This is a genomic window from Okibacterium endophyticum, assembly GCF_054780075.1.
In genome coordinates this window covers 105,233-131,877 of record NZ_BAAGXA010000008.1, presented here as the reverse complement: position 1 = coordinate 131,877, position 26,645 = coordinate 105,233, and the positions used below count along the sequence as shown (strand labels likewise).

Here is a 26,645-nt window from a genome sequence, read left to right as displayed (position 1 = left end):
TCTACTCCTGGATAGCGCTGCCGAAGCCGGCGAACACGTCATCATCGATGGCGCCGACGGCAGCGAGGGAAATCGGGCGAGACACAAGATCGTGGGCGAGCTCTTGCACGTCTCGAGCGGTCACAAGGGCGAGTCGGCGCAGGTTCTCGTCGAGATCGGTGAATTCTCCGAGGGTGATCTCGGCTCGGCCCAGCCTCGACATACGCGTATCGGAATCTTCGAGCGCGAGTGCCGACGCTCCTGACAGCTGTCCGTTCGCCCTGCGCATCTCGTCGTCCGTGACGCCATCGCGTGCAAGGCGTCTGAGCTCGTCGAGCATCAGCTGGGCGACATCGCTCGCCTTCGCCGGTGTGCACGCGCCGTACATCCCGAACACCCCGGCATCCGAATATGCGGGAGCGAACGAATACACCGAATAGGCGAGCCCCCGCTTCTCGCGCACCTCCTGGAACAGCCGAGACGACATTCCGCTGCCGAAGATCGAGTTGAGCACACCCATCGTCACACGCCGGTCGTCGGTCGCGGTGAGCGCGGGGACTCCCACGAGCAGGTGGGTCTGCTCGGTTGGCCTCGCCACCGTGCGAACGACATCGCGGCGGGCGATGGGAGCCGGAGCGGACGAGCGACGGGAAACAGGCGTCGCGTCGATCCGCAGGTCCCATCCGGCGGATTCGAGCGCGGCCGTCACCCGGGAGACGAGCACGTTGTGGTCGACAGATCCAGCTGCCGTGATCACGAGGTCCTGGGGACGATAGGTCGCGCGATAGTGCGCCATCACCGCGTCGCGAGTGGTCTGCGCCACTGTCTCGGGGGTGCCGCCCACCGGGCGCCCGAGCGGATGCTCACCGAACACCGCTTCGAAGAGGGTGTTGCTGGCCACGTCTCCCGGGTCGTCTTCGCTCATCGCGAGCTCTTCGAGGATCACACCACGTTCGGTCTCGAACTCGGCGGGGTCGATGAGCGATGACGTGAGCATGTCTGCGATCACGTCGACGGCCATCGGAAGATCGATGTCGCGCACCTTGGCGTAGTAGCAGGTGTACTCCTTCGAGGTCATCGCATTGTGCTCGCCTCCGACCGCATCGAAGGCCACAGCGATGTCGAGAGCCGTGCGGTTCGGTGTGCCCTTGAACAGCAGGTGCTCGAGAAAATGGGTGGATCCGAAGGCCGACTCCCTGGCGGGCGTGTGCGCCGTCGGCGGTCGGAACGGCAGCTCATCCCGTGATCCGACGGCCACCCAGTACCCGAGTGTCGCGCTGCTCGAGCCCGGCACGTTCTCGCTGAGGATCCGCACACCGCTCGGAAGTATCGTGCGCCTCACGAGCGCGTTTCCCGATGCCGGATAGGTCAGCTCGGCCATATCGAGCGGCAGGTGAACTGAGCCAGTCATCGCACCCAGCCTATGTCAGCCGGCTCCGCTTCACGCACCCGATCACGCACAATCACCGCAATCGCGTGATTCTGCGCGCCACATCTGCACACCGCAGACGCGCCCGAAGGCCGGCTGGATCGCTCAGCGCAGTGCCCTATCGAGCTCGAGCATCTGGCCGCGGGTGAGCTGCAGCGCGACGGCAGTGATCAGCGCGTCGACGTGCTCGGGACGGGATGCACTGGCGACGGGTGCCGTGACACCGGATTTGGCCAGCAGCCAGGCCAGGGCGACCGAAGCCTGTGGAGCGTTCTGCTGAGCGGCCACCGCGTCGATCGCGTGCAGCACTCGCAACCCGTGTCTGTTGAGGTGCCTCGCGACACGGGTCCCCCGTGTCGCGCCGCGCACGTCTGCCTTGCTGCGGTATCGGCCGGTCAGGAACCCGTTCTCGAGGGCGAAGTACGGCATCACGGCGAGGCCCTGCCCGATGACGACCATACGGAGGTCACCCTCGTACTCATGCCGGTGCAGCAGACTGTAGTGCATCTCGAGCGCCTCGATGCGCGGGTAGCCGGTTGCGGACAGGATACGCGCCTCGACGAGCCTGGCCGCTGTGTAGTTCGACGCACCGAGCGCCCTCACCTTTCCCGTCTCGATCAGCCACTGTGCCGTGCCGAGGGAGTCCTCCAGCGGAACGCTGGGGTCGTCTTCGTGAAAATAGAGCAGGTCGATGTGGTCTGTCTGCAGTCGCTCAAGGCTCGCTTCGACGGCTCTCACCATGCTGACCGGTCCGAGACCCGGGTTGTCGGGGTGACGACCGACTTTGGTGGCGACGACGACGGCGTCGCGGTTCTTGCGCTTCGTCATCCAAGAGCCGATGATGTGCTCACTGCGGCCGGCCGAATAGCTGTCGGCCGTGTCGATGAAGTTCCCGCCGTAGTCGACGTAGCGATTCAGCACCGCCTCACTCGTCTCGGTGTCGGCTGTCCAGCCGAAAACACTCCCGCCGAGCGCGAGAGGGAAAACGCTGAGGCCGCTGTGACCCACCGGGCGCCGGAGGTCGTTGCCGAGCCCGTCTGCCGACACCGGGATGGGCTCGGACGGGTGCTGGGCTAAGATCCGTGGAGCCGTCGACGACGCGTCAGGGTGCGCAGAACGTGTCATCGTGCCCCCCGTGCTTCTGTGATCGACGCTTCTGTGATCGGCGCTTCAATGGTCGACGCGAGTCGATCGATGGTCCCGGTCGCGCCCCCGCGCTTGGCTCGATGTTATGTCACCCATCAGACATCACCTGACATTTGGGTGAACACCGGGGATATCTGCAATAACGATTTCATAACGGACGCCGCATTTGCGCCCGGTTCAGCCGGATTCCCGTCAAACGAGCGCTAAAAAACCAGCCAACCGGGTGGAAAAGCAGCGCTGTGGCTGCTCTTGTGGACACTTGCGCGGCACAGGGACAAAGCGGATGCCCGCCCCGACAACGCGGGGCGGGCATCCGTTTTCGTTCGGTCGGTCGTTACGCCTCGACCGGAGCGGCCTGCTCGTCGCCGACGGCGGCCTCGGCCTCTTCGGCGACGACCGGCTGCAGGGACAGCTTGCCCCGGTCGTCGATCTTGGTGATCTCGACGAGGATCTTCTGTCCGACACCGAGCACGTCTTCGACGTTCTCAACACGCTTTCCGCCGGCGAGCTTGCGCACCTCTGAGATGTGCAGCAGCCCGTCTTTGCCCGGGAGGAGCGAGATGAACGCGCCGAAGGCGGCGATCTTGACGACGGTGCCGAGGAACTGCTCACCCACCTCGGGGTTCGTCGGGTTCGCGATGGCGTTGACCTGCGCGCGCGCCGCTTCAGCCGACGGTCCGTCGACGGCACCGATGTAGACGGTTCCGTCTTCTTCGATCGAGATGTCGGCGCCGGTCTCGTCCTGGATCGAGTTGATCGTCTTGCCCTTGGGCCCGATCAGCTCACCGATCTTGTCGACGGGGATGTTGACCGAGATCACACGAGGCGCGGTCGGAGCCATTTCATCGGGAGCGTCGATCGCGGCGTTCAGCACCGAGAGGATCGTGGTGCGCGCCTCTTTCGCCTGAGTCAGAGCGGCCTTCAGCACCGAGGACGGAAGCCCGGAGAGCTTTGTGTCGAGCTGGATCGCCGTGACGAACTCAGAGGTGCCCGCGACCTTGAAGTCCATGTCTCCGAGCGCGTCTTCCGCACCGAGGATGTCGGTCAGTGCCGCGTAGCGCGTCTGGCCGTCGACCTCGTCAGAGACGAGGCCCATGGCGATGCCGGCGACAGGTGCCCGGAGCGGAACACCCGCGTTGAGCAGCGACAGGGTCGATGCGCAGACCGAGCCCATCGAGGTCGACCCGTTCGACCCGAGTGCCTCTGACACCTGGCGGATGGCGTAGGGGAACTCCTCGCGGCTCGGCAGAACCGGAACGAGTGCGCGCTCGGCGAGGAAGCCGTGCCCGATCTCGCGACGCTTCGGCGAACCGACTCGACCGGTCTCACCTGTCGAGTACGGCGGGAAGTTGTAGTGGTGCAGGTAACGCTTCTTCGTCACCGGGCTCAGGGAGTCGATCTGCTGCTCCATCTTGAGCATGTTCAGCGTGGTCACGCCCAGGATCTGGGTCTCGCCGCGCTGGAAGATCGCCGAGCCGTGAACGCGGGGAATGACCTGCACCTCTGCGTCGAGCGGGCGGATGTCTGCGAGCCCACGACCGTCGATGCGCACACCCTCGGTGAGGATGCGGCCGCGCACGACCTTCTTCGTCACCGACTTGTAGGCGGCGGACACCATCGGCGGAACGTCTCCGCCGAGTTCACCGGCGTCGACCTTCTGCTGAACGGCAGCCTTGACGCGCTCTTTGAGCGCGTCGTCTGCGTTCTGGCGCTCCTGCTTGTCTGCGATCTGGTAGATCGAGCCGAGCTCGTCCTTCGCCAGCGCCTCGACGGCGGCGAGGGCCTCGTCTGAGTACGGCAGGAAGACCGGGTAGTCCTGCACCTCTTTGGCGGCCTGGGCGGCGAGCTGCTTCTGCGCCTTGGCGAGCTGGGCCAGGAACGGCTTGGCTGCGTCGAGGCCTTCTGCGACGACCTCTTCGTTCGGCTTGATGGCGCCGGACTGGATGAGGTTCCAGCTGCTCTCTGTCGCCTCTGCTTCGACCATCATGATCGCGACGTCTTCGTTTCCGTCAGCGTCAGTCACCAGACGGCCGGCGACGGTGAGGTCGAAGACGGCGTTCTCGAGCTGCGACGCCTTGGGGAATGCCACCCACTGGCCGTCGATGAGCGCGAGGCGCACACCGGCGATCGGGCCGTTGAACGGCAGACCCGAGATCTGCGTCGACATGGATGCCGCGTTGATCGCCAGAGCGTCGTAGAACTCGTCGGGAGCGATGCTCAGGACGGTGATGACGATCTGGACCTCATTGCGGAGACCTTCGACGAATGTCGGCCGCAGTGGCCGGTCGATCAGGCGGCAGACGAGGATCGCCTCTGTGGACGGGCGGCCCTCACGGCGGAAGAACGAACCGGGGATCTTGCCCGCAGCGTAGCTGCGCTCTTCGACATCCACCGTCAGGGGAAAGAAGTCGAAGTTGTCTTTCGGGTGCTTCGACGCGCTTGTCGCGCTCAGCAGCATGGTTTCTTCGTCGAGGTAGGCAGCGATGGCACCCTGTGCCTGCTGTGCCAGGCGACCGGCCTCGAAACGAACGGTACGCGTACCGAACTTTCCGTTGTCGAGGACTGCCTCGGCGTATGTGATTTCTGGACCTTCCAAAGGTCTCTCTCCTTATTTCGTGCGCCGCGACAGCATTGTGGCGCGACACTACTCAAGGAGCAGGAACGGTCAGTACGTACTCAAGCCGTCCACAGCGTGTGGGGCCTGGCTGATCTCCAGTAGAAAATCGCCCTCACCGTGCAGTTTCTAAACCCTGTTCTGAAACGTTGTGAGAGAAATCCACCACCGAGGACCAGCTTCCTGCCGGCCTGCTCCGTTGTCTTGCTCAGCCGACCACGAGGTCGACCAGCCTTCAGTCTAACAGAGGCGCCGTTCGCATCCTCGGAGCAGCGCGTCATACGCCCCGGGCGACGGCGGTTACGCTTGGCACCGAGAGGAACCCGGCTGACCGCACGGCGGGCTCCGCAGTTCGAGGGAGTCGCAGTGGGTTCTGAAGCGGCCGAGGCACGCGCTCCGCGAGCGCCGCAGAAGACCAGGGTGCCGTTCTGGGACAACGCGAGGTTCGCCTGCATCGTGCTCGTCGTCATGGGGCACGCCATTCAGCGGCTCACCTACGACTCAGACAACGCGCTTGTCATCTATCTCGCGATCTACGCCTTCCACATGCCGGCGTTCGCTCTGATCAGCGGCTACTTCTCGAAGGCGGCTCCCCCCGGGGTGTCTCAGATGAAGCGTCTCATCACCGACATCATCCTGCCCTACGTCATCTTCGAGTCCGTCTGGACGCTCGTGCAGTTCCTCGTCGAGGGCAAGCGGGAGCTCAACCCCACGGAACCGTCGTGGACCCTGTGGTTCTTGCTCGCGCTCGGCATCTTCCGCTTGATCCTCCCCTATCTCGCGTTGATCCGCTGGCCGCTGCTCTGGTCGATAGTGGTGTCTGTGGGCGTCGGGTACCTCGACAACATCGACAGCACGTTCTCGCTGTCGCGTGCCCTCGGCATCCTGCCGTACTTCGTGCTGGGCTGGCAGTTGCACAGATGGAAGATCGTCGACACCTGGCGGTTCGCCGAACGCCAGACCTGGTGGGTGCGCGGCGCCGCGTTCGCGTTCTTCGCCGCGTGGGTCACCGTTCTCGTTGTGTTCATCGACACCTGGCGCGCGATCGACCTGCGCTTCTGGTTCTTCTACGACGACTCCTACCACGCCCTCGGTGACGACGAGTGGTGGGCTGGCGGGATCCGACTGGCGCTCATCGTGCTCGCCGTGCTGCTCATCGCGGCGTTCTTCGTTCTGCTCCCGCGGCGGAAGACCCGGCTGACGCGCTTCGGTCAGTACACGATGTATGTGTACCTGCTGCACAGCTTCGTTCTGTATCCGCTCCGCGAGAGCGGGATCCTGGGCGATCCCGAGTACAACGCCCTCTGGCTCATTGTGCTCGTCGTCGCGTCGGTGATCATCAGCGTGCTGCTGTCGAGCTCGCCGGTGCGGCGGGTGTTCGCGCCGCTGATCGAACCGAGACCGGCGTGGCTGTTCTCAGACCATGACGTCGGCCGCCGGCCGGGGTCATCACCTCGAGACCCCACCGGCGCCAGGCGCGAAGACTGACTCGGTCTCTGCGACGACGCGCTCGACATCGCCGAGGTCGAGCTCGAGCGTGCGCTGGCGCTCTTTGCCCGTCACCCTCGCCGGAACAGCCACGTAGAGACCGCTCTCACGCAGGGGGGTGAGAAGCTCCCGCCAGCGCGCGTTGTGCTCGGGCGAGAGAAAACCGGCGCGTGAGGCACGCCCGTCGACATCGACGATCTCGACGCCGACGCGCAGCAGACGCCCCAGCCACCTGGTCGCGTCCGGCACGAGAACCGCACGCGTCTCGCCGCTCCCGAACCGCGCGACGCGGTCGAGAGACGCCTGGTAACGGTGTGTGTCGTGCACGCGTGTGCGATAGCCGTCCGTCGGGTGGGCTTCGGCCAGGCGGATGCCGTCGAGCGACGTGAGCGCACCGTCGCGGTTCGGATTCCCCTGTCCCCCGCGACCGGCGACGAGCATCCAGACGACGATCGCGACAGCGCCGGCGCAGACGACGACGAAACTCACCGTCTGCCACGGCCCTCTGGTGAGCGGAATCACCGCGGAGCCGAGCGAGAGGTACAGCAACACGCTGATGTAGGGAGTGAGCTCCCACTGTCTCAGTGGTTTGCGCGGTCTTCGTTCCATGGCTCGTCGTCCCCGTCAGCCGATGCGGAGCACGATTTTGCCGCGCAGGTGACCGGCCATCAGCCGCTCATACGCTTCACGCGCCTTGTCGATCGGATACTCCGCTTCGATGGGCAGCTGCAGCTCGCCGTCTGCCACGAGCCGCGCGATCTCGTCGAGGTCACCCGGTTCTGCTTCATTGCCGCCGGCGATCTTGAACCCGTGCTCTGAGCCGTAGGGCTTGTCTGCGATCGTGTTCACCCGGTCCGGAGAGACGCGGAGCTCGATCGCTGCGTCGAGTGTGTCGCGGCCGTGCTGGTCGAGCACGGCCGTGATGGGCTGCGGTGCCGCCTGGCGCAGCCGCTCGACAAGGTCACCGCCGTAGGTCACCGGAATCACGCCGAGGCTCCGAAGGAACTCGTGGTTGGCCTCGCTCGCTGTGCCGATGGCCGTTGCGCCGATGCGCACGGCGAGCTGGCTGACGATCACGCCCACTCCCCCCGCGGCGGCGCTGATCAGCACGGTGTCGTCTGCGGTGAGCCCAACGGATGCCACGACTGCCGCCGCTGTTCGACCTGCGATGTCGAGAGAGCCGGCCTGCTCCCAGCGCAGTTGATCCGGTTTGCGGTGCAGTGTGCCGGGGTCGACGACGATATGCTCTGCGACAGCACGGTGGCGTGCGCCGCCGAAGACTTCGTCACCGACGGACCAGCCCGTGACCTCTGCGCCCACCTGGTCGATCACACCCGCGAAGTCGTTGCCGGCGCCGGCGGGCAGTTCTGTTTTGTAGTGCGGTGCGAAACCGGTGAAGATCTTCCAATCCACCGGGTTGAGGCCCGCGGTGACGACCTTGACCCTCACCTCGGATGGCGCAGCCTGCTGCTCCTCTCTCTCGACGAGGCGCAGGACCTCGGGGCCGCCATTTCTCTCGTACACCACTGCACGTGACACGTTTTTGCTCCTTGATGGATCGATGGATCGAATGAGGTCTCGGCTCAATCGTCGTCGCGGCGACGAGCGCGAAGCCACCAGATGCCGACGATGACGACCAGCACAAGCGCGACGACCAGCACAAGCGCGAACTTGAAGATCGCGGTGAGGAAGGCGAGCGCGATGTCGACGATCAACCACGCGACGACGATCGCCGCGATGACAACGATCGTGCCGATGACGAGGGTCTTTGTGCTTGGCTTCATGCCTCCAGTTGATCACACTGTCGGCGCAATCCCGAGAACGCACAACGCAACAGGCCGCCACCTGAGGGTGACGGCCTGTTGTGAAGAAGATCGCGTTGTCGACGAAGACGCCGGCGCCGGATGCCTGTGTGTTATCGGCGCAGACCGAGCCGGCCGATGAGGGCGCGGTAACGGTCGATGTCGATGTCGGCGAGGTAGCCGAGCAGACGACGACGCTGGCCGACCAGCAGAAGCAGGCCACGACGTGAGTGGTGGTCGTGCTTGTGCTCTTTCAGGTGCTCGGTGAGGCCGATGATCCTGTGGGTCATGACCGCGACCTGGACCTCGGGGGATCCGGTGTCACCTGGGTGGGTAGCGTATTCTTCGATGATCGCCTTCTTGGTCTCTGAATCAAGTGCCATAGATGGGATCCCCTTTCTCACTCGTTGCGCGGTGCCCTGGGCGGTATGCCTGGCTCTCTTTATCCGCGGCCGTTCGACGGCAACCTCAAGAGTCTAACAGCTCGAGTGCCGGTTGCGGCCCGGCCGTTCAGCATCCCGGGCCCTCGGGGTTCCGTGTGCATTCCCGGTCCACGAGCACGGATTTCGCGGTGCCGGCCACCGCAGCGGCGACGCTCGCCGGACCGTCGAGTGAGCCGCTGACGGAGCGCCACGGCAGACCTGCGATGCTGAAGTCGACGGAATAGGACACGGTCGCAGAAATCGTGTACGAACCCGAGGCCGCGTAGACGTGGCTTGTCTGGGTGGGAGCGAACTCCGGCAGACCGAGCGCCTGCCACGACGCACCGCCCGTCGACGTTGTCGACGACGCGCCGTCGCCCCAGTTCCAGTGGAACGCGGTCGGGGTGAACCGCACAGACACCGGGTGCTCGAAGAGCGATCCATCGACCGAGTGGATGCCTGCCGAGACGAAGAAGTTCGCCGGCAGCCCCACGATCATCCAGCCCTCCGGCTCCATCGACAGCGATGCCTGAACCGGAGAGAACCGTGCGAGGTCGCTGATCGTGATCGCATCGGCTATGCACGCGGCGCCGCCGCCGCAGGTGATGAGTTGATCGCTGTCATCGATGCCGTCGCCGTTGCCGTCGGTCTCGACCGGTCCTGACCCCGGATCGTGGACACCGTGGTCACCGCCGCCCCCGTGTTCCTGATCACCGCCGATGACGACCTCGCCGTTGCCGATACTTCCGCCGGGGCAGAGGCCGAGACTTGCTTCATACTCGTCGCATGAGCTCGACAACGCGAGAGCCGCCGTCTGCGAGGATCCAGCTACGGCCAGAATCAGCACTAGCAGAAGTCTTCGCCAGGCCATGTTCCACTGTCCGCGAGAAGTAGTTGATTCTCGTGTGAGGAGCTAGATACGAAGTTCACCTCAACTGGAAATCGGTCATCGCGTGAAGCAGGGGTGACATCATTGCCACCTTCGTCAATCAATCGAACCTCTGAGACGTCGCGGCAGAGCGAAAGCGTGATGTTAGCGACGCTCGCATCCATGTTGAATGCGACAAGTGTTTCACTATCGAAGGTCGATGTTCCCTGTGATTTCCAACCGCGTTCTTCCAGCCCGTTTGTCTCGCTGAGTTCAAGCCAAAACTCTTCGGTAACGAGGCCTTGTAAGCCGGATTCCTTACGATCTTCCCCAGCCAGTACCGCATCGAGCGCAGCGTTGTATTTCGTATATGCGTCCACAGCAGCAGCGAGCGCTTCGTCGTCTGACGCGAACACGGTGGTCTTGGTGGGAGTCGGCTCCGGTGACGGGGTGGTGCACGACGTGAGCGCCATCGCCAGGAGCACGGCCACGGCGGCCGAGGCTTTTCCGCTCGGCCGGTGCCACGGCATCCGGTCACCACGAAGACTCATGCAGCACACAGTAGATCAATCCGAGGTGGTGGGGCGAAAGTTATCCACAGACCGTCTCGGTTGTTCCACCACTTCATGCTCTGACGGCACAGAGCCCGTTGGCCACCCCTGACGCGCACGTAGAATGGGTGGAGTCGCACACACTGCGCACAGCGGCGACACCGCCGAACATCACGCAGAGAGGACACCTCATGAGTTCCGATGAGACCGCCGGCGCCAATGAAGCCGGCGCAACGCCGACAGGCACAGGGGCATCAGAAGAGACCAAACGCAAGTTCCGTGAGGCGCTCGAGCGCAAGAAGCGGCAGTCACGGGGCACGGGCGAGGCTCACCTCGACGGTGGCTCTGCCATCAATCACACCCAGGGGCCTGCGGATCACTCGCGCGAGTTCCGGCGCAAGAGCGGGTAACGAAAGCGAACACGAACACAGTGCGAACACGAACACAGTGCCGCGGCGCCCGATGGGCTGCCGCGGCACTGTTGTTCCGGCGACCGGCGACCGGGCTGATCAGCGGGGCTGGAATCCGCCGACGCGGCTCAGTGAGCCAGAGAGGTCGAAGGGGTCTTTCACCCGGCTCGAACGATCGGAGTCGACCATCAGGCGAGCCAGTTCAGCCGCCGCACGATCGATGCGGTCGGGAAGCGTCTTCAGGGCGTCCGCGCCGCTCCCCCAGTCCTCCGACGCCGCGAACACACCGGTCGGCGCCACAACCGCGTGCAGGTAGGTGAACAGGGGTCGAAGCGCGTAGTCGAGCGCAAGCGAATGGCGGGGCGAGCCGGCCGTCGCGCCGATGATCATCGGGATTCCGCCGATCGACTCGTTGTCGATCACGTCGAAGAACGACTTGAACAGGCCACTGTAGCTCGTGGTGAAGATCGGTGTGACGGCGATGAGGCCGTCCGCGCCCGTGACCGTGCTGATCGCCGTCTCGAGCGAGGCGCTCGGAAACCCGGTGAGCATGTTGTTCGTGATGTCGTGGGCGTGGTCTCGCAGTTCAACCGTCGTTCTCTCGACCTCGATGCCCTCTTTGCCGAGCAGGCCGGTGACGGCGTCTGCGATCTTGTCTGCGAGCATCCGTGTGGACGACGGTTGGCTGAGACCGCCAGAGACGACGGCGAGTTGACGGGTGGTCACGACGCGGCCTCTTCTTTCTGCCCAACGGGTCGGTTGGAGTCGATGCCCGCTGCATTCACGAGCGATGCGTGGGTCGGAGCGTCTGGCACATCTGCCGGCCGGTTCTTGGTGAACTCCTCGCGCAGAACGGGAACGACCTCGCCACCGAGAATGTCGAGCTGTTCGAGCACTGTCTTGAGCGGCAGGCCCGCGTGGTCCATCAGCCACAGTTGACGCTGGTAGTCGCCGACGTAGTCGCGGAACCCGAGGGTGCGGTCGATGACCTGCTGCGGGCTCCCGACCGTCAGCGGGGTCTGCGCGCTGAAGTCCTCGAGCGACGGTCCGTGTCCGTAGACAGGCGCGTTGTCGAAGTACGGGCGGAACTCGTTCACGGCGTCCTGCGAGTTCTTGCGCATGAACACCTGCCCGCCGAGCCCCACGATTCCCTGTGCGGCGGTGCCGTGGCCGTAGTGCTCGAACCGCTGACGATAGAAGGCAACCATCTTCGCCGTGTGGTCTGCCGGCCAGAAGATGTGGTTCGAGAAGAAACCGTCACCGTAATAGGCGGCCTGCTCGGCGATCTCCGGGCTGCGGATGCTTCCGTGCCAGACGAAAGGCGGCACACCGTCCAGCGGTCGCGGTGTGGACTGGAACCCCTGCAGCGGGGTGCGGAACTGGCCCTCCCAGTCGACCGTCTCCTCACGCCAGAGGCGACGGAGCAGCCCGTACTTCTCGATGGCGAGCGGGATCCCCTGCCTGATGTCCTCACCGAACCACGGGTAGACCGGACCTGTGTTTCCCCGGCCGAGCGTCAGATCCATCCGTCCTCGGGAGAGGTGCTGCAGCATCGCGTACTCCTCTGCGATGCGCACCGGGTCGTTTGTGGTGATGAGCGTCGTCGCCGTCGAGAGGATGATCCGCGATGTCTTCGCGGCCAGATAGCTGTTGATGGCGACCGGACTCGAGGGGAAGAAGGGAGGGTTGTGGTGCTCGCCCATCGCGAAGACGTCGAGACCGACCTCTTCGGCGTGCTGGGCGACCGTCAGCACGTTCTGCAGACGTTCTGCCTCTGTGGGGGTTCTGCCGGTGGTCGGGTCCCGGGTGATGTCGCCGACACTGAAGATTCCGAATTGCATTGCGCGTTCCGTTCGCTTGTGGCTGTGCAATGACTCTATGCATTTGCATGGATATCGTCAACAACGGATGCCCCGTCCGGGTTATTCCCGGTCCGCGTACTCGCTATGCGTCGCCGGCCTGACCACGCCTCTCGACGGACACCGGGGTGGAACGCAGACCGAGAAAGACCCGTTCGTCAACGGCGACGCGCTCAGAGGCCGGGTGCTGGATCAGAAGCTCTTCACCATCCGCGGTGCGGACGGCGGTGCGCCTGATGGAGCCGAGAAAGATGCTCGAGGTGACAACCGCGGGGATGCCGTCGGAGGCGAAGAATATCTGCTCTGGGCGAAGATAGACACGGGCCGGCCCGTCGGCGGCCGGGGTGTGCAGAGGGAGGGGCTGCCCGTGCACAGTGGCGGTTCCCGCGGAGATCACGGCGGAGATGAGGCTGGATCGGCCGACGAAGTCCGCGACGAAGTCGCTTGCCGGACGGGAGTACAGCTCTTCAGCCGTTCCGTGCTGCTCGATCCGGCCGCCGTTCATCACTGCTATGCGATCGGAGACGGCGAGCGCCTCCTCCTGATCGTGTGTCACGAACACCGTGGTGATGCCCAGGCGAAGCTGGATGCGCCTGATCTCGTCTCGCAGTTGCACCCGCACCTTCGCATCGAGAGCGGACAGCGGTTCGTCGAGGAGCAGAACGCGCGGTTCCGTGACGAGGGCGCGGGCGAGCGCCACGCGCTGCTGCTGTCCACCGGAGAGCTGATGGGGGTAGCGCGACGTGTGTTCGCCGAGCCCGACGAGATCGAGCACGGCGGCGACGCGAGCCTCGATGGACGCGCGCGGCACCTTGCGCATCGTGAGGCCGAATGCGGTGTTCTTCGACGTGTTGAGATGAGGGAAGAGCGAGTACGACTGGAACACCATCCCCATGTCTCGTTTGTTGGCGGGAACCGCTGTGGTGTCCTTTCCGTCGATGAGGATCTCTCCATGGTCCGGCGACTCCAGCCCGGCGAGCAGACGCAGAGCGGTCGACTTGCCGCAGCCGGACGGACCGAGGATCGACAGGAACTCACCTGGCTCGATGGTGAGATCGAGAGACCGCAGCACCGGGGTGGAGCCGAAGCTCTTGGCGACGCCGGAGAAGGTCACCCGGCTGCCGGAGTTCGCCGAGGGGGGACGCACGCCGCTGTCTGATTCGAGAGCGGTTTCGATGGCGGAGCCGGGAAGGGCGGTGTATGACATGGGGACTGCTTCTTTCTTCTGTTCTCTCGCCGGAGCGCTCAGCGTGCACGGCGCATCATCGACCTGCTGACCCGATCCACAAGAAGGAGCAGCACGAACACGAATCCGAGCGAGAGCAGTGAGACGATGACGGCGGTGTAGGGGTCTTGTTTGCTGACCACCAGGAGCGCGGTCTGCAGGTTCTGTCTGTTCAAGAGCGAGGCGATCGTGAACTCGCCGAGCACTGCGGCGAGGGAGATGAGCGACGCGAGAAGCAGGCCGACGCGGATGTTCGGTGCGATCACGCGAATGAGGACCTGGGTCCAGCTCGCTCCGAGGGACCTGGCTGCTTCAGCGAGCGTCCGTGTGTCGACCGCGTCGAGGTTCGCCTGGATCGCCCGGTACGCGAAGGGAAGGCAGGTGATGCCGTAGGCGAAGGCAAGCTGCCACACGCCGGCGCCGATCACCCGGCCGATGCTGAGGTAGACCGGGGCGAGCCCGACCACAAGGGCGACGGCGGGAATCGAGAGGGGCAGCAAGCAGACGAACTCCACCACTCTGCACAGCCTCGGGAACCTGAGCGTGACGAGCACGAGGGTGGGAGCGAGGACGAAGAGGATGATCGCTATCGTCACAAGAGCGAGCACAAGGGAGTTCGAGAGCCCGATCCACACCGGCGCGAAGAGCCCGGGGCGCTCCGGCGCGAGAAGGTTCAACCAGTGGTCGGCGGTCATGCCGCCTTCACCCCGGAGAGTGAACGCGAACATCGACACCATGGGGATCAGGAAAACCGCGCCGATGACGCCGACGATGAGTCCCGCCGCCCAGCGACGCGGGGCGATCGTGTTTGTGCTCATCGTTGCCACCTCGATGCCCGCCGCTGCACGAGGGCGTACAGCCCCCAGGCCGCGGCCATGACCACGATCATCCCGAGGGAGAGCGCACCGGCGAGGTTCTCGCGGCCCAGAACCGTTTCGCTGGTCAGCGCCCCCCGGATCTGCAGGGGGACGATCTGCGCTCCCTGACTCGCCAGCGCTGCCGCGGTTGCGTACGACGAATAGGCCATGGCGAACAGGAGGAGGACCGACGCGAGAAACGAGGGGGCAAGCACGGGGATGCCGACGCGACGCCAGAACGAGGCCCTCGTGCCCCCGAGGATGAGCGTCGCCTCCACCCACTGTGACTTGAGCGCGGTCAGCGCCGGCATGAAGGTGATGACCATCAGGGGGGTGAGAAAGTACACGTACGGCAGATACAGCCCAGGAAGCGCATAGATCCAGGCTCCCTCGGCGAAGATGTCGATGCCGAGTGCATCCCTCAGCCACAGGGTGACGACACCTTGCAGGCCGATCGCCGCGATGAACGCGAAGGCGAGCATCACCCCGCCGAACTGCGCGAGAACACTGCTCGCCGCGTCGATGATCGCACGAATGGCGCCGTTCTCTCTCAACGCCAGCGCGGCGTAGCAGATCAGCGCTCCCAGCACGGCGCCGATGACGGCGGTGATGAGGGAGAGCCAGAACGAGTTGGCGAAGGTCTGGACGATCACCGGGTCGAAGAGCCCCTCGATGTTCTCCCAGGTCGGAACGCCCTCGCCGTCGAAGAATCCGGTGGCGACGGCCAGCACGGTCGGGAGGGCGAGGAAGACGAGGACGTACACGGTGAACGGCAGCAGCCCCAGGGCGGGGAGGTACCGGCGGAGGCGGGAACCGGCTCTTGCCGGTGGGGCCGGGGCGACGCCCGCCCCCACCGGCTTCGAGTCCGTACGATCCGATGCGATCACGGAAGACGTCGTCCTAGCCGACGGTGGAGGCCCAGATGTCGCCCAGGAGCTCACCGGCCTTCTCACTCTGCTCCTCCGTGGGAACAACCGTCTCTGCCGGGGTCTCCGGAAGGGCGTCGTAGGCCTCTTCGTCGATCGTCCCCGCCTCCGCCATCGCATCCGCGCGCACCGGACGGGCGCCACCCTGCAGCCAGAGGTTCTGCACCTCGTCGCTGTAGAGGAACTCCTGCCAGAGCCGCGCGGCGGCCGGGTGCGGTGCTCCCTTGTTGATCGCCTGGTTGTAGTAGCCCGCGTAGCCGACGCCGTCGAACACCACGACCTCCCAGTTCGGGTTGTCCGCTCGATGCGAGACGTTCAGGTAGTCCCAGTCGAAGACGACGGGCGTCTCACCGGACGCGACGGTCGCGGTGGTCACGTCGACCTTGAGCATGTTGCCCGCGGCGTTCAGCTCACCGAAGAACTCGATGCCGTCGGTGAAGTCGTCGAGCGCACCCCCGGTCTGCACGGTGGCCATCCCCACCGCGGCGAACGCTGCGCCGGCCTGGGTCGGGTCGCCGTTGATCGCAACCGACCCCTTGTACTGCGCCCCGAGCAGGTCCTCGAGCGCCTCAGGGCGATCGAACTTCGACGAGTCGTAGCCGATCGACATGTACCCGCCGTAGTCGCCCGTGAAGAGACCATCCGGGTCCTTGAGCTCCTCGGGGATGTCGTCCCATCCCGCGACCTTGTACGGCGCGAAGTAGTCCGTGTTCTGCAGCGCGACCGTCAGGCCGAGGTCGAAGACATCGGGCGCTGTGTCGAGCCCTTCGTTCGTGCGAGCCGCCTCGATCTCTTCGGCGCTGGACGCATCCGGAGACGCCTCGTTGACGGTGATCTCCGGATAGGTCTCCATAAACAGATCGATGATCTCGCCGTAGTTCGCCCAGTCGCGCGGCAATGCGATCACGTTCAGCTGCCCTTCGGCGTTCGCGGCCTCTTCGAGTGCCTCCATCGAACCGAACGCATCGAGGGTCTCGGCCTCTGCCGCGTTCACGCCGTCCGACGTGCTTCCGTCCGCGGGACCGGCGGCGCAGCCAGCCAGAAGGGCCACTCCAGCGGCGAGCCCGAGCAGCGCACTCAAGCGCTTTCGTGTCGTCTGTGTGTCTCGGATCATCAGTGAGTCTCTCTTTCTCGGTGTCTGACGGTGCACACTCAGAAACGCTCGGCGCTCTGGGCTGCGTCTCGCACATTACGAAACCCCGGGGATCCTCACATGAACGGAAGGAGAACAACGTGCGGCCATCGTCTGGTCAGCTGCCTCAACCCTGGACCGGTGACGACACCTGGCCATCTGCGGGCCCCGCAGGCATCCGTCTCACCCGATGGCGTTCCCGCGACGACGAGACGTGGAAGGCCATGACGCCCGGCGCGTAGCGATCGTCGGAGGACTCGATCGGCCGGCCACCGGTGTCGAAACTCGTCCGTCGCATTCTCAGCAGACCGCTCGAGCGACGCACCCCGAGCTGCTCGGCATCGAGGGAGGATGCTGCGACGACATCGATCACGTAGTCCGCGTGTTCAGTGGCGACTCCGAATCGCTCCTCCATCGCGCGCGTCACCGAGGGAAGCCCCTCATCGAGCGACTCGATCCTCTCGACCAGATGGGGAGCATACGTCGACCGCTCGAGCATAACCGGCTGATCGGCAAGTGTCCGCAGTCTGGTCACCTCGAGTACGGAGTCGAAGGGCGCCGCCCGCAGACGGCGTGCCTCTCCCGGTGTCGGCTTTCGTCTTCTGCTCCGTATCACGATGCCGCCGACGGGCAGCCGCTGGGCCTCGGCCCACTGCGCGAACGACCTCAGCTCGGTGAAACTCTGATGCGGGAGCTGCGAGAGAATCGCCCAGCCCGTGCCCGGTTGCGCTGCGACGACTCCCTGGCGCGCCAGGGAGTCGAGCGCTCTCCTGATCGTTCCACGCGCCACGCCGTAACTCTGCGCGAGCTGGGATTCCGACGGCAGAGTCGCTCCGAACGGGAACTCGCCCGATGTGATCCGGCGCACCAGATCCGAGGCGATTTCTCTGCTTCCCCGCCGCATCTGCCGGCGTTCTGCACCCCGTTCATCGTCATCGGGTATCCCGTTCATGAAACGAGTCTGCGTGATGCGGACCGGCGGGCTCGTCGCATGTTCCGAAGCGTTCACGGACTGTTCACGATGCACAGGCTCTCTGGCGCGGACAGCACGGAGGTGCTGCACGGAGCAGGGTCCGTGCAGCACCTCCGTCGCCGTCATTGCGGATCACTGACGCTCGGCACGCCTCCGCCTGCGGAGCACGCTCAACGTCAGCACGAGACCCGCGACCACGGTGACCGTTCCGATCAGGAGAGCCGCCAACGGCGATGCGCCTGTCACGGGCAACGAACCGACCTTCGCCTCGGCCCCTGTCGGCGCCTCATCCGACGGTGTGGGAACGGGGATGACAGGGTCGGGCGAGGGAGAGGGCTCCGGGTCCGGGGTCGGATCGGGAGTGGGCTCCGGATCAGCCGCGTCGTCCCACACGAACTCCGTTGTGAACGAGCCGTGGTCTGAGGCCCAGTCGTCCATCGACGCACCGTGGAAATAGACGGAGTCGACGGGAGTGATGGCGTCTCCCCGAAGGTGGATGAAATCGATCCGGTCCTGCGGCTCCTCGGGGAACCGGGGGGTCCACGACGTCGCCGGGTCGGTCAGCGGGTCGAGATGGATCGCCCGGTACGTGTCGACGAAACCCGCCTCTTCGAGCGCGACGGAGGTCGGCCACGGCACGATGAGGCCACCGTGCTCCGCACGGTTCCCCTCGACCCAGTCCAGGTGGGACGGCACGTTCAGATCGCCCGCGTAGATCATGGGCGCACCGGGATGCTCGGCCGCCACCTGGTCCATGACCTCGATCGTCTGGCGGGTCTGCGGCCCGCGCTGAGCCTCCTCCTCGCTCAGGATGTACTCGATCGACCTGCCCTCCTGTGCGTAATACGGTCCGTAGCGCGTGTACCCGAGGTGAGCAGACCAGATCCAGAGGCTGCGGTCCTTGACCGGGTCGACGAGGACCTCTGCGCCCACGGCGGCCGAGCCTGATGCGCTCCCGCCGAACGGGTAGCGGCTGATGATGGTGCAGTTGCCGCACTCCGGCCCTGAGTGCGAGTACCACCCGAGCGCATCGGCGAGCGCTCCGGCGTGTGCCGCGCTCGACTCCTGGAGGGCGACGATGTCGGCGCCCTGCTCGAGGAACGCCGTCAGCTCCTTGTCTTGGCCCTCCGCCACCTGACTGCCCTCGTGCCACGCGTTGTAGGTGACCACCCGCAGATCGTCGCCGAGGGCGGCATCCGCCGCCACGACGGGCACTGTCACCTGCGTCTCGGCCGTCTTCCCGCCGGCCTCCGCCCTGACGGTGAACACGAACTCCCCTTCTGAGGCGGGTGTCCCGGTGAGGATGCCGTCGCTCAGCGTGGCCCAGTCGGGTGCGTCCACGACCGTGACCGACGCGGGGTCCGCTCCCGCGACGTTGAAGAGAACGTCGAGCTTCGCGGAGAACGTCTCTCCGACCCGCGCGTCTCCTGTGGTGTAGTCCGCCACCCTGCTGGTGACGTCGGCCGGATCCGGCAGCACTGTGAACGGAACCGGTGCGGTCAGCTGCTCGTAGCCGTCGTCGGCGAGAAGGTACACGAGATAGGAGCCGGCGGACAGGCTGATGGGAAAGCTGACCGTGCCCTCTTCCTCCGGCGCATACGACCAGATGCGCGATCCGGGGTCGGCGTCGGGCGTTCCATCCGACTCCCGGTAGATTCCGATCCAGTTCGTCTGGGAGGGGTCCGAGGTTCTGTAGTCGACGCGAAGCGTGTCTCCGCGGTGCACCTCGGACGACGACAGCGTGATCCCGGATGCCGCGGGGTCGGGCTCCGGCTCCGGCTCCGGCTCCGGAGCTGAGTCGGGGTCGGCGACGGTCAGCGCGACGGGCTCCGTCAGGGCGCCGTAGCCGTCTTGAGCCAGGAAGTAGATCCGGTATTCGCCGGGCAGGAAGGTGGACGCCGTGAGCGTGAAGCTCACACGCCCCTGTTCGAGAGGCGCGTACGCGTATGCACGGGATGCCGGGTTTCCATCGGGAGTCCCGTCGCTCGCCCGGTAGATCGCTATCCAGTTCTTCGAGTCCGGTGCGTCCGTCGTGTAGTCGACGGTAATGGTCTCGCCCTGCTCGGCCACGGTGGCCGACAGCGTGAGCGTCGAGCCCGCTGCATAGGCGGCCGATGCGGGCAGAAGTGTGGCGAGCAGGGCGAGAAGCATCGCCGCCGCTCCGGCGAGCGCGGCGAACCACCGCCGTTCGAGTCTGATTCTCCGATGCATTGTGGTCAGCCTTTCGGTGAGGGGTGCCCGGCGTCCGGCACCGGATCGAGGAGACGGCGCAGGCGCGCCGTCGAGAGGTCTGAGAGCGTTTCAACACCGGTGACCGTGCTCTGCCCGGAGGAACGAGCCGGCCCGACCCTGACCACAACACAGCCCGCGGCGACGGCAGAGTCGACTCCGACGACCGAATCCTCGAGAACAACGCACCGGGCGGGCGGCAGCCCGAGCAAATCGGCAGCACGAAGGTACGGGTCAGGGTGAGGTTTGGCGTTCCGGACATCGTCTTCGGTGACGAGCACGGCGAATCCGCTCAGATCGGCGCTCTGTGCGCACCGTTGCACCCAGCGCATCGACGAAGAAGTGACAAGCGCCGTGGGGATCCGGTGCGCCCAGAGCTCGGCCAGCAGCGCCTGGGCACCGGGCATCCAGCCGACACCACGCCGGAATCGAGACAGGACACGTTCCTCCACCTCGGCTTGAATCCGATGGATGCCAGGGGCGTTTCGTCCGCTCATGTTCAGATACGTTGTGTTCAGATGCGTCGCGATCGCGCGAGCGGTGAGACCCTCGATCGATTCCCCCGAGACGGCATCACCGAACCCGTGGCTCTCGGCGACCTCGAGCGCGGATTCGATCCAGAGGTGCTCCGTATCGAGAAGGGTTCCGTCGAGATCGATGAGAACACCCCACCGTGCCCGGTGGTCGTTGTGTCTTGTCGGCGATTCGACCGCGTGGGAACTCACATCCCACAGTCCGCATCCGCCCTGTGACGGCAGTGCGATCAGCAGATGAACGCGGCGTGAACAAAACCGGCGAGGGTTCCGATGCCCGTGGCCCGATGCGCGCACCTGTGCCGCGTCGGATCAGGGGGCCCGATTCGCTCTGCCGTCCCGCGCACGCATGGACGCCAGCTGGAGGGCGACGCCGACGAGCGTCCCCAGTGAGTTGGCGACGAGGTCGCGCGGGTCGCTCACCCGATCGGGCAGGGCGAGTTGCACGGTTTCGATGATCAGGGTGCAGGCGCAACCGGCTGCGAAAGCGACCCACCACCTGCGCTGACCGGCCAACGCCGCGGCGAGAACCCCGAACGGCACGAACATCGCGATGTTCGCGACGAACTCGATCAGGCTGTAGGTCAGCCAGCTGGTGATCGGCGACCCGGCAAGCCAGTCGAGCACCGTTCGCAACATGCTGCCCCGTGTGTCGTCGACGGGCTGCGGACCGCAGGTGAGCGCCGCGATGAACAGCGTGTACAACGCAGTGGCACTCCACAGCATCATGCGGCGAGGAGGCATGCTCCCATCATGCCGCAGCTTCGCCTCCGAGCTTGCTGACCGCGGGTGGGGGCGTGCGGCACTCCGGCGTACCGTGACGAACGGGTCCGGAGATACCGGGCCGCGAGACCCAGGAGCACCTGATGACGAACACCACCCTCGAGAACAAAACAGTCGCCTTTCTGCTCACAGACGGATACGAGGACTCTGAGCTCACCAGCCCGTGGCATGCCGTGACGGATGCCGGCGGCACAGCCGTTCTGGTCGCTCCACGATCGGGCTCGGTCTCTGGCAAGAAGGGGCATACCCAAAACGTCGACCGCACGGTCTCTGACGTGACCGCATCGGAGTTCGACAGCCTCGTGCTGCCCGGTGGCGTCGTGAACGCCGATCACCTGCGGATGGATCAGAACGCCGTGACATTCGCGCGCGAGTTCTTCGAGCAGAAGAAGCCCGTTTCGGTGATCTGCCACGGCGCGTGGATCCTGATCGAGGCGGGCGTGGTCGACGGGCGGAAGATGACGTCGTATCCCAGTCTGCGCACCGACCTCACGAACGCCGGAGCGAACTGGGTCGACGAAGAGGTTGTGGTCGACGCCGGCCTCGTGTCGAGCCGCACACCCGACGACCTCCCCGCCTTCAATGCCAAGGTCGTCGAAGAGACCGCTGAGGGAACACACCGCAAGCAGTCGGCATAGCCGCGCCACGAGCGCAGATGCCGCATTCGCCCTCGCGACACGGTCGTGGAGTGTCACAAAAGCAGCCGAACACGACTTTCCGGTCGTGTTCGGCTGCTTTTCGAGACACTCACGGTGCTCAGGCGAGCCGCTTCTCGCCTTTGCGGAGCACCCGCAGCCAGCGGCATCCGTAACCGTCGAGCACCAGCTCGCATTCTCCGTCATCCGTCGGCCTCACGATGCTCTCTTCACCGAGCAGGTCGATCAGCTGCACTGTCGAGTCCATTCCGTCGAGCACGAGTGTCACCGATGCCGCCTCGGCGCCGAAGTTGTGCAGGGCCAGCATCTGACCGGCGGTGTCCGAGACCAGGTGCGCGAGCACCGAGTCGTTCTGCTGGGGCAGCACGGTGAGAGCGCCCCAGCCGAGTTCGGGTGACGACCGATACCTGCTGGTGAGTCGCTGGACGAAATGCCACAGCGAGTCCGGGTCGTGACGCTGATCAGACGCGTTCACGTGCGCGGGACCATATGCCCCTTCAACGACGGGAGAGATCAGATCGTCTGCATCTGCCTGCGAGAACCCGGCGTTCTGCGTGTCGGCCCACTGCATCGGCGAGCGCAGGCACTTCGTCCTGGCAGGTCGGGGTTCTCGCCCATACCGATCTCTTCGCCGTAGAACAGGGCGGGAACCCCTGGTAGTGAGAACAGCAGGCTATAGACCATTCTGATGCGACGCGGGTCGCCGTCGAGCATCGGGGGGAGCCTGCGCACGATGCCCCGCCCATAGACCCGCTGGTGTTCTTCTGGGGCGAACGCATCGAAAACCTCACCGCGTTCTTCCTCGCTCAGCTGATCGAGAGTGAGCTCATCGTGGTTGCGCACGAAGTTGACCCACTGCGATGTCTCATCGATCGCGGGCCGCTCGGCCAGGGCCGCCGCGAACGGCCGTGCGTCTTCGCGCGCCAGCGACAGGTAGAGCTTCTGCATGCCGAGAAAGTCGAACTGCATGGTGAGCTGGTCGCCGTCTTCACCACCGAAGTAGAGCAGTTGATCCTCTCGGGGAAGATTGACCTCGCCCAGAAAGATGCCGTCGCCCGAGCGCCGTGAGACGAACGACCGGAGCACGTTGAGGTAGGCGTGCGGGTCTCCGAAGCCGTCGGCGGTCGACACCGTGTCGAGAAGGAACGGGACGGCATCCACCCTGAACCCGGCGAAGCCCATCTGCAGCCAGAACCCGATCGCCTTCGTGATCTCATCGCGAACGTCCTGATTCGCCAGGTTCAGGTCGGGTTGATGACTGTAGAAGCTGTGGCGGTAGTACTGCCCTGATCCCTCGTCGAACTCCCAGACGCCGCTCTCCTCGCCGGGGAACACCGTCTGCTTCTCATCCTCGGGCGGTTCATCGCGCCACACATAGAAGTCTCGATACGGCGAGGATCTGCTCGACCTCGCATCGACGAACCACGGGTGCTCGTCTGACGTGTGATTCACCACGAGGTCCGCGATGACGCGGATCCCGCGGTCATCCGCCATTCTCAGCACCTCGACGACGTCGCCCAGATGCCCGAGCCGGCCGTCGACGCCGTAGAAATCGCTCACATCGTATCCGTCGTCTCTGTCTGGTGTGGGATAGAACGGCATCAGCCAGAGGCAGGTGACGCCGAGCTCCGCGAGATAGTCCATCCGGTGCGCGAGCCCGACGAAGTCGCCGACACCGTCTTCGTTCCAGTCCATAAAGGTCTCGACGTCGAGGCAGTAGACGACAGCTGTCTTCCACCACAGGTCGCCGGTGTGCGGCATGGTCATACGTTGCGCACCTGCTCGACTGGCGCCTCTCGGAACTGCTGGAGCACCCGCTCGCCGAAGGCATCGATGAAGTGTCGCTGCGGTTTGCCGACGTGGTGCAGATAGATCTCGTCGAACCCGAGAGCTCGGCGCTCCGCGATCCAGTCGGCGTGCTGCTGCGTGCTCGACGACACAAGTACCGTGTCGTGCAGATCAGGAGGACGCACGTGGCGTGCGGCCTCTTCGAACCCCGCCGGCGTCTCGATGTCCCAGCTCAGAGGCTCGCCGAACACGTTCGTGCGCCACTGTTCCCAGGCGATGTGCAGTGCCTCGTCGTCGCTGTCGGCATAGCTCAGGTGAAGCTGGAGCATCAGCGGCCCCCGCCCCCCGCCGTCGCGATACGCGTCGACAACTCCGCGAAGAGCTGCCATCGGCTGGCCGACCGTGATCAGCCCGTCTGCCCAGGATGCCGCCCAGCGCGCCGTCTCTGCGCTCACGGCCGCCGCATGCACAGGTGGCGGAGCATCCGGTCTCGACCACACCCTCGCGCGGTCCACGGTGATGTGACCCGACGTGCTCACCTCGTGGCCCGCGAGCAGCGAACGGATGACACGCGCCGATTCGCCGAGACGCTCGACGCGCTGCTCTTTCGGCAGCCAGCGGTCACCGGTGATGTGCTCGTTCACCGCTTCTCCCGAACCGAGTGCCGCCCAGAACCGCCCGGGGTACATGCTTTCAAGTGTGGTCATGGCCTGCGCGATGACCGCCGGGTGGTATCGCTGCCCCGGTGCTGTCACCACACCGAACCGCAGGGAGGTGGCCTCGAGCGCCGCACCGAGCCAGGCCCAGGCGAATCCCGATTCCCCCTGCCGTTCGCTCCACGGCGCAAAGTGATCTGAGCACATGGCCGCGCCGAAGCCCGCCTGCTCTGCGTGCCTCACCGAGGCCAACAGGTCTGCGGGAGCGATCTGCTCGTGCGACGCGTGGTACCCGATGATCGTCATAGGCGTGTTTCCTCCGCTCAGCTCTGATTCAGACACTAACCAGAGTCACCATGCCGCCCCAGCCTCAGGGGATGCAGGAGGCGACGGTCGGCGCGCACTCGCATCGTCACGGGTCTCGGCTCACTGCTGGCGCATAGCAATGACACAGCCGTCGATCATCTGCCGGTCGTAGCCTGAGTCGTCAGCATCGAGAACAGGGATCCAGATGTCCCCCCATCCAGATCCCGTCCGCCAGGAAGAGCGAATTCGATTCGCCGTTCTGCGCGCGCCCGGTGCTCACGCGGTCCGCGAGCAAGGTTGTCCCCCGAAACTCCTTGCTCGCGGGCCGTCCTCAGCCGGTCGTCTGCGGAGCCCGCGCGCCGCTACGGCAGAAGGCGCTCCCCCAGCAGGTCGATGGTCTGGAGACGAGCCGGGCTCTGCGATGCATCGACGTCTGCATGTTCTGAGGCACCGGCCGAGATCATGACCTCGTCGACCCCGAATCTGCGCGCGAGCTCACGCACTCGCCAGGCGGCGGCATCCGGTTCGTCGATGATCCACGACCCCCGCATCTGCTCCACGATCTCGTTCTGCAGCCCGGTGAGCGTGGTCTCTGCGGCGTCCTCCACCGTCGGCAGTTGCGACAACGGCTGGTTGGTGCGCAGCCTCGCCATCTGCTGCAGCTGAGGCAGTGCGAGTGCCTGCGCCTCGTCCGCTGTCTGCGCGACAACCACGTTCGCCGTCACAAAGGTCTTCGGCGACGGATGCTCGTCAGACGGCTGGAACTGCGACCGGTAGATCTCGAGCGCTCGCTCTGCGCCCGCACCGGCGAAATGATGAGCGAAGACGTAGGGAAGCCCCATGGCCGCTGCGAGGGTTGCCGAGTAGTCGCTCGACCCGAGCAGCCAGAGCTCTGGCACTCCACTCGCGGTGGGAGTGGAGCGCAACTGATACTCGGGGCCGCTCGTCAGGCGCACGGTGGCCCCCTCGCTGCTGAGCAGGGCGGCGATGTCGCTGATGGCGTTCGGAAACTGGTTGACATCGCTCGTCGCGCCAGAGCGATTGAGCACGGCCGTGACAACGGGGTCGCTGCCGGGCGCGCGGCCGATCCCGAGATCGACGCGCCCCGGTGCTGCCGCTTCGAGGAGCGCGAACTGCTCAGCCACCACAAGCGGTGAGTGGTTCGGCAGCATCACACCACCCGATCCCACCCTGATACGGGTGGTCTGCGAAGCGAGCAGTGCGATGATCACCGCCGGATTCGTCGAGGCGACCGACGGCATATTGTGATGCTCGGCCACCCAGTACCGCGTGTACCCGAGCTCATCCGCCCGCCGTGCCATGTCGAGCGACGCCTTCAGCGAATCCGCTGTCGATTGCCCGCGTCGCACGGGCACCAGGTCGAGGACAGAGAGCTTCACGTGATCGTTCATCACTGTCTTCAAGCCCAGGGTCACGCGGTTCATTCCCGAGCGACGGATCAGGGCGAACCGAAGACGTTCTCATCGTCGAGCAGTCCGTACCAGCCGGTTCCCGCCGCGTGTTCGAACACCAGGTTGGTCTCGGTGTGCGACACCGCCGGATGCCCCGTGAGATACCGCACCACAAAATCACGCAGGTCTTCGGTCGTCCGCGCGGCGATGTGCAGCAGGTAGTCGTCGCGGCCGCCCATGTGGAACAGCGCGAGCACACCCGGCCAGGTCGGTGCCTGGCTCCTGAACTCCTCGATGTCTGTGCGGACGTGCTTGGACAGCCGCACGGCGATCAGCGCCTGCAGCGGCGCGCCGAGCGCCGCCAGATCGATGTCGGCGTGATACCCGGTGATGTGACCGGACTGCTGCAGCCTGCGCAGCCGCAGCGACACGGTCGACTCGGCGATGCCGAGCTGGTTCGCGAGCTGGGATCCGGAGGCACGCGCGTTCGCGGACAGCGCTTTCAACAGGGCGCGATCGATGGCGTCGAGCTGCGCCTTCTTCGCGTCCACTGTGTTCCCGTCGGTCGTTTCGCATGCTGCGGTTCTGCCACTCATTATGG

The 26,645-nt window shown here is 65.4% G+C and carries 27 protein-coding genes; 3 read left to right on the top strand and 24 right to left on the bottom strand.

Translation table 11 applies throughout. From position 1 onward, the window contains the following. Position 1: 1 nt before the first annotated feature. From ACYVF5_RS12550 to ACYVF5_RS12540, 3 genes are all read right to left on the bottom strand, one after another. Positions 2-1,390, bottom strand: a complete 1,389-nt coding sequence (locus ACYVF5_RS12550) for a M16 family metallopeptidase (RefSeq protein WP_460946885.1) — start codon at positions 1,388-1,390, stop codon at positions 2-4. A gap of 123 nt (positions 1,391-1,513) precedes the next feature. Next, positions 1,514-2,533, bottom strand: a complete 1,020-nt coding sequence (locus ACYVF5_RS12545; protein WP_460946883.1) for an aldo/keto reductase — start codon at positions 2,531-2,533, stop codon at positions 1,514-1,516. A 355-nt stretch (positions 2,534-2,888) separates the two neighbouring features. Continuing rightward, entirely contained in the window at positions 2,889-5,150 is a 2,262-nt protein-coding gene (locus tag ACYVF5_RS12540; RefSeq protein ID WP_460946881.1) for a polyribonucleotide nucleotidyltransferase, read from the bottom strand. A 384-nt stretch (positions 5,151-5,534) separates the two neighbouring features. Here ACYVF5_RS12540 and ACYVF5_RS12535 point away from each other — a divergent pair, with 384 nt between their 5' ends. Next, a complete protein-coding gene (locus tag ACYVF5_RS12535) occupies positions 5,535-6,656 on the top strand; it encodes an acyltransferase family protein (protein ID WP_460946879.1) in 1,122 nt (373 codons plus the stop codon). Here ACYVF5_RS12535 and ACYVF5_RS12530 read toward each other — a convergent pair. The 6 genes from ACYVF5_RS12530 to ACYVF5_RS12505 form a co-directional block, all read right to left on the bottom strand. After that, positions 6,618-7,265: a hypothetical protein gene (locus ACYVF5_RS12530; RefSeq protein WP_460946877.1), complete on the bottom strand. Its 648-nt coding sequence runs from the start codon at positions 7,263-7,265 to the stop codon at positions 6,618-6,620. The genes ACYVF5_RS12535 and ACYVF5_RS12530 overlap by 39 nt on opposite strands. 15 nt (positions 7,266-7,280) lie before the next feature. Then, a complete protein-coding gene (locus ACYVF5_RS12525) occupies positions 7,281-8,195 on the bottom strand; it encodes an NADP-dependent oxidoreductase (RefSeq protein WP_460946876.1) in 915 nt (304 codons plus the stop codon). Between the two features lie 44 nt (positions 8,196-8,239). Then, complete coding sequence (locus tag ACYVF5_RS12520; protein ID WP_460946874.1) at positions 8,240-8,440, bottom strand: hypothetical protein; 201 nt, start codon at positions 8,438-8,440, stop codon at positions 8,240-8,242. A 131-nt stretch (positions 8,441-8,571) separates the two neighbouring features. Next, positions 8,572-8,841, bottom strand: coding sequence for a 30S ribosomal protein S15 (gene rpsO, locus ACYVF5_RS12515; protein ID WP_460946872.1), 270 nt, complete (start codon positions 8,839-8,841; stop codon positions 8,572-8,574). A 127-nt stretch (positions 8,842-8,968) separates the two neighbouring features. Further along, positions 8,969-9,727 carry a hypothetical protein gene (locus ACYVF5_RS12510; protein WP_460946870.1) on the bottom strand — a complete coding sequence of 253 codons (759 nt, stop codon included), beginning with the start codon at positions 9,725-9,727 and terminating at the stop codon, positions 8,969-8,971. Beyond that, the gene (locus tag ACYVF5_RS12505) at positions 9,727-10,299 is read right to left on the bottom strand and encodes a hypothetical protein (RefSeq protein WP_460946868.1); all 573 of its coding nucleotides are present in this window, start codon (positions 10,297-10,299) and stop codon (positions 9,727-9,729) included. The genes ACYVF5_RS12510 and ACYVF5_RS12505 overlap by 1 nt, the downstream gene beginning before the upstream one ends. Before the next feature lie 191 nt (positions 10,300-10,490). Between ACYVF5_RS12505 and ACYVF5_RS12500 the strand changes: the two genes are divergently transcribed. After that, entirely contained in the window at positions 10,491-10,709 is a 219-nt protein-coding gene (locus ACYVF5_RS12500; RefSeq protein ID WP_460946866.1) for a DUF5302 domain-containing protein, read from the top strand. 99 nt (positions 10,710-10,808) lie between these two features. Here the strand turns inward: ACYVF5_RS12500 and ACYVF5_RS12495 are convergent, their stop codons facing one another. The 10 genes from ACYVF5_RS12495 to ACYVF5_RS12450 form a co-directional block, all read right to left on the bottom strand. After that, positions 10,809-11,435, bottom strand: a complete 627-nt coding sequence (locus tag ACYVF5_RS12495; RefSeq protein ID WP_460946864.1) for an FMN reductase — start codon at positions 11,433-11,435, stop codon at positions 10,809-10,811. Beyond that, positions 11,432-12,550: an LLM class flavin-dependent oxidoreductase gene (locus tag ACYVF5_RS12490; RefSeq protein WP_460946862.1), complete on the bottom strand. Its 1,119-nt coding sequence runs from the start codon at positions 12,548-12,550 to the stop codon at positions 11,432-11,434. Before ACYVF5_RS12490 ends, ACYVF5_RS12495 begins: the two co-directional genes overlap by 4 nt. A gap of 103 nt (positions 12,551-12,653) precedes the next feature. Continuing rightward, positions 12,654-13,775, bottom strand: coding sequence for an ABC transporter ATP-binding protein (locus ACYVF5_RS12485; protein ID WP_460946860.1), 1,122 nt, complete (start codon positions 13,773-13,775; stop codon positions 12,654-12,656). Between the two features lie 38 nt (positions 13,776-13,813). Then, positions 13,814-14,611 (bottom strand): ABC transporter permease subunit, encoded by a 798-nt coding sequence (locus ACYVF5_RS12480; RefSeq protein WP_460946858.1) that lies wholly within the window; start codon positions 14,609-14,611, stop codon positions 13,814-13,816. Then, positions 14,608-15,537, bottom strand: a complete 930-nt coding sequence (locus ACYVF5_RS12475) for an ABC transporter permease (protein ID WP_460946856.1) — start codon at positions 15,535-15,537, stop codon at positions 14,608-14,610. The genes ACYVF5_RS12480 and ACYVF5_RS12475 overlap by 4 nt, the downstream gene beginning before the upstream one ends. 13 nt (positions 15,538-15,550) lie before the next feature. Then, complete coding sequence (locus tag ACYVF5_RS12470) at positions 15,551-16,690, bottom strand: ABC transporter substrate-binding protein (RefSeq protein ID WP_460946854.1); 1,140 nt, start codon at positions 16,688-16,690, stop codon at positions 15,551-15,553. A 145-nt stretch (positions 16,691-16,835) separates the two neighbouring features. Then, positions 16,836-17,660: a GntR family transcriptional regulator gene (locus ACYVF5_RS12465; RefSeq protein WP_460946852.1), complete on the bottom strand. Its 825-nt coding sequence runs from the start codon at positions 17,658-17,660 to the stop codon at positions 16,836-16,838. A 153-nt stretch (positions 17,661-17,813) separates the two neighbouring features. Further along, on the bottom strand, positions 17,814-19,892 hold the full coding sequence (locus ACYVF5_RS12460; RefSeq protein WP_460946850.1) for an endonuclease/exonuclease/phosphatase family protein: 2,079 nt from the start codon (positions 19,890-19,892) through the stop codon (positions 17,814-17,816). 5 nt (positions 19,893-19,897) lie between these two features. Beyond that, positions 19,898-20,635, bottom strand: coding sequence for an HAD family hydrolase (locus ACYVF5_RS12455; protein WP_460946848.1), 738 nt, complete (start codon positions 20,633-20,635; stop codon positions 19,898-19,900). A gap of 120 nt (positions 20,636-20,755) precedes the next feature. Beyond that, entirely contained in the window at positions 20,756-21,187 is a 432-nt protein-coding gene (locus ACYVF5_RS12450) for a VanZ family protein (protein ID WP_460946846.1), read from the bottom strand. A 122-nt stretch (positions 21,188-21,309) separates the two neighbouring features. On the opposite strand from ACYVF5_RS12450, the gene ACYVF5_RS12445 reads away from it, so the two are divergent. Next, entirely contained in the window at positions 21,310-21,864 is a 555-nt protein-coding gene (locus ACYVF5_RS12445) for a type 1 glutamine amidotransferase domain-containing protein (RefSeq protein WP_460946844.1), read from the top strand. Between the two features lie 118 nt (positions 21,865-21,982). On the opposite strand, the gene ACYVF5_RS12440 is transcribed toward ACYVF5_RS12445, so the two are convergent. The 5 genes from ACYVF5_RS12440 to ACYVF5_RS12420 all read right to left on the bottom strand — a co-directional run bounded on the left by ACYVF5_RS12440 (position 21,983) and on the right by ACYVF5_RS12420 (position 26,640). Next, entirely contained in the window at positions 21,983-22,357 is a 375-nt protein-coding gene (locus ACYVF5_RS12440; RefSeq protein WP_460946842.1) for a hypothetical protein, read from the bottom strand. Between the two features lie 38 nt (positions 22,358-22,395). Further along, the gene (locus ACYVF5_RS12435; protein WP_460946840.1) at positions 22,396-23,649 is read right to left on the bottom strand and encodes an alpha-amylase family glycosyl hydrolase; all 1,254 of its coding nucleotides are present in this window, start codon (positions 23,647-23,649) and stop codon (positions 22,396-22,398) included. Continuing rightward, positions 23,646-24,632, bottom strand: coding sequence for a TIGR03885 family FMN-dependent LLM class oxidoreductase (locus tag ACYVF5_RS12430; RefSeq protein ID WP_460946838.1), 987 nt, complete (start codon positions 24,630-24,632; stop codon positions 23,646-23,648). Before ACYVF5_RS12430 ends, ACYVF5_RS12435 begins: the two co-directional genes overlap by 4 nt. A gap of 362 nt (positions 24,633-24,994) precedes the next feature. Beyond that, complete coding sequence (locus ACYVF5_RS12425) at positions 24,995-26,044, bottom strand: LLM class flavin-dependent oxidoreductase (RefSeq protein ID WP_460946836.1); 1,050 nt, start codon at positions 26,042-26,044, stop codon at positions 24,995-24,997. A gap of 47 nt (positions 26,045-26,091) precedes the next feature. Then, positions 26,092-26,640: an Lrp/AsnC family transcriptional regulator gene (locus tag ACYVF5_RS12420; protein ID WP_460946834.1), complete on the bottom strand. Its 549-nt coding sequence runs from the start codon at positions 26,638-26,640 to the stop codon at positions 26,092-26,094. Positions 26,641-26,645: the final 5 nt, after the last annotated feature.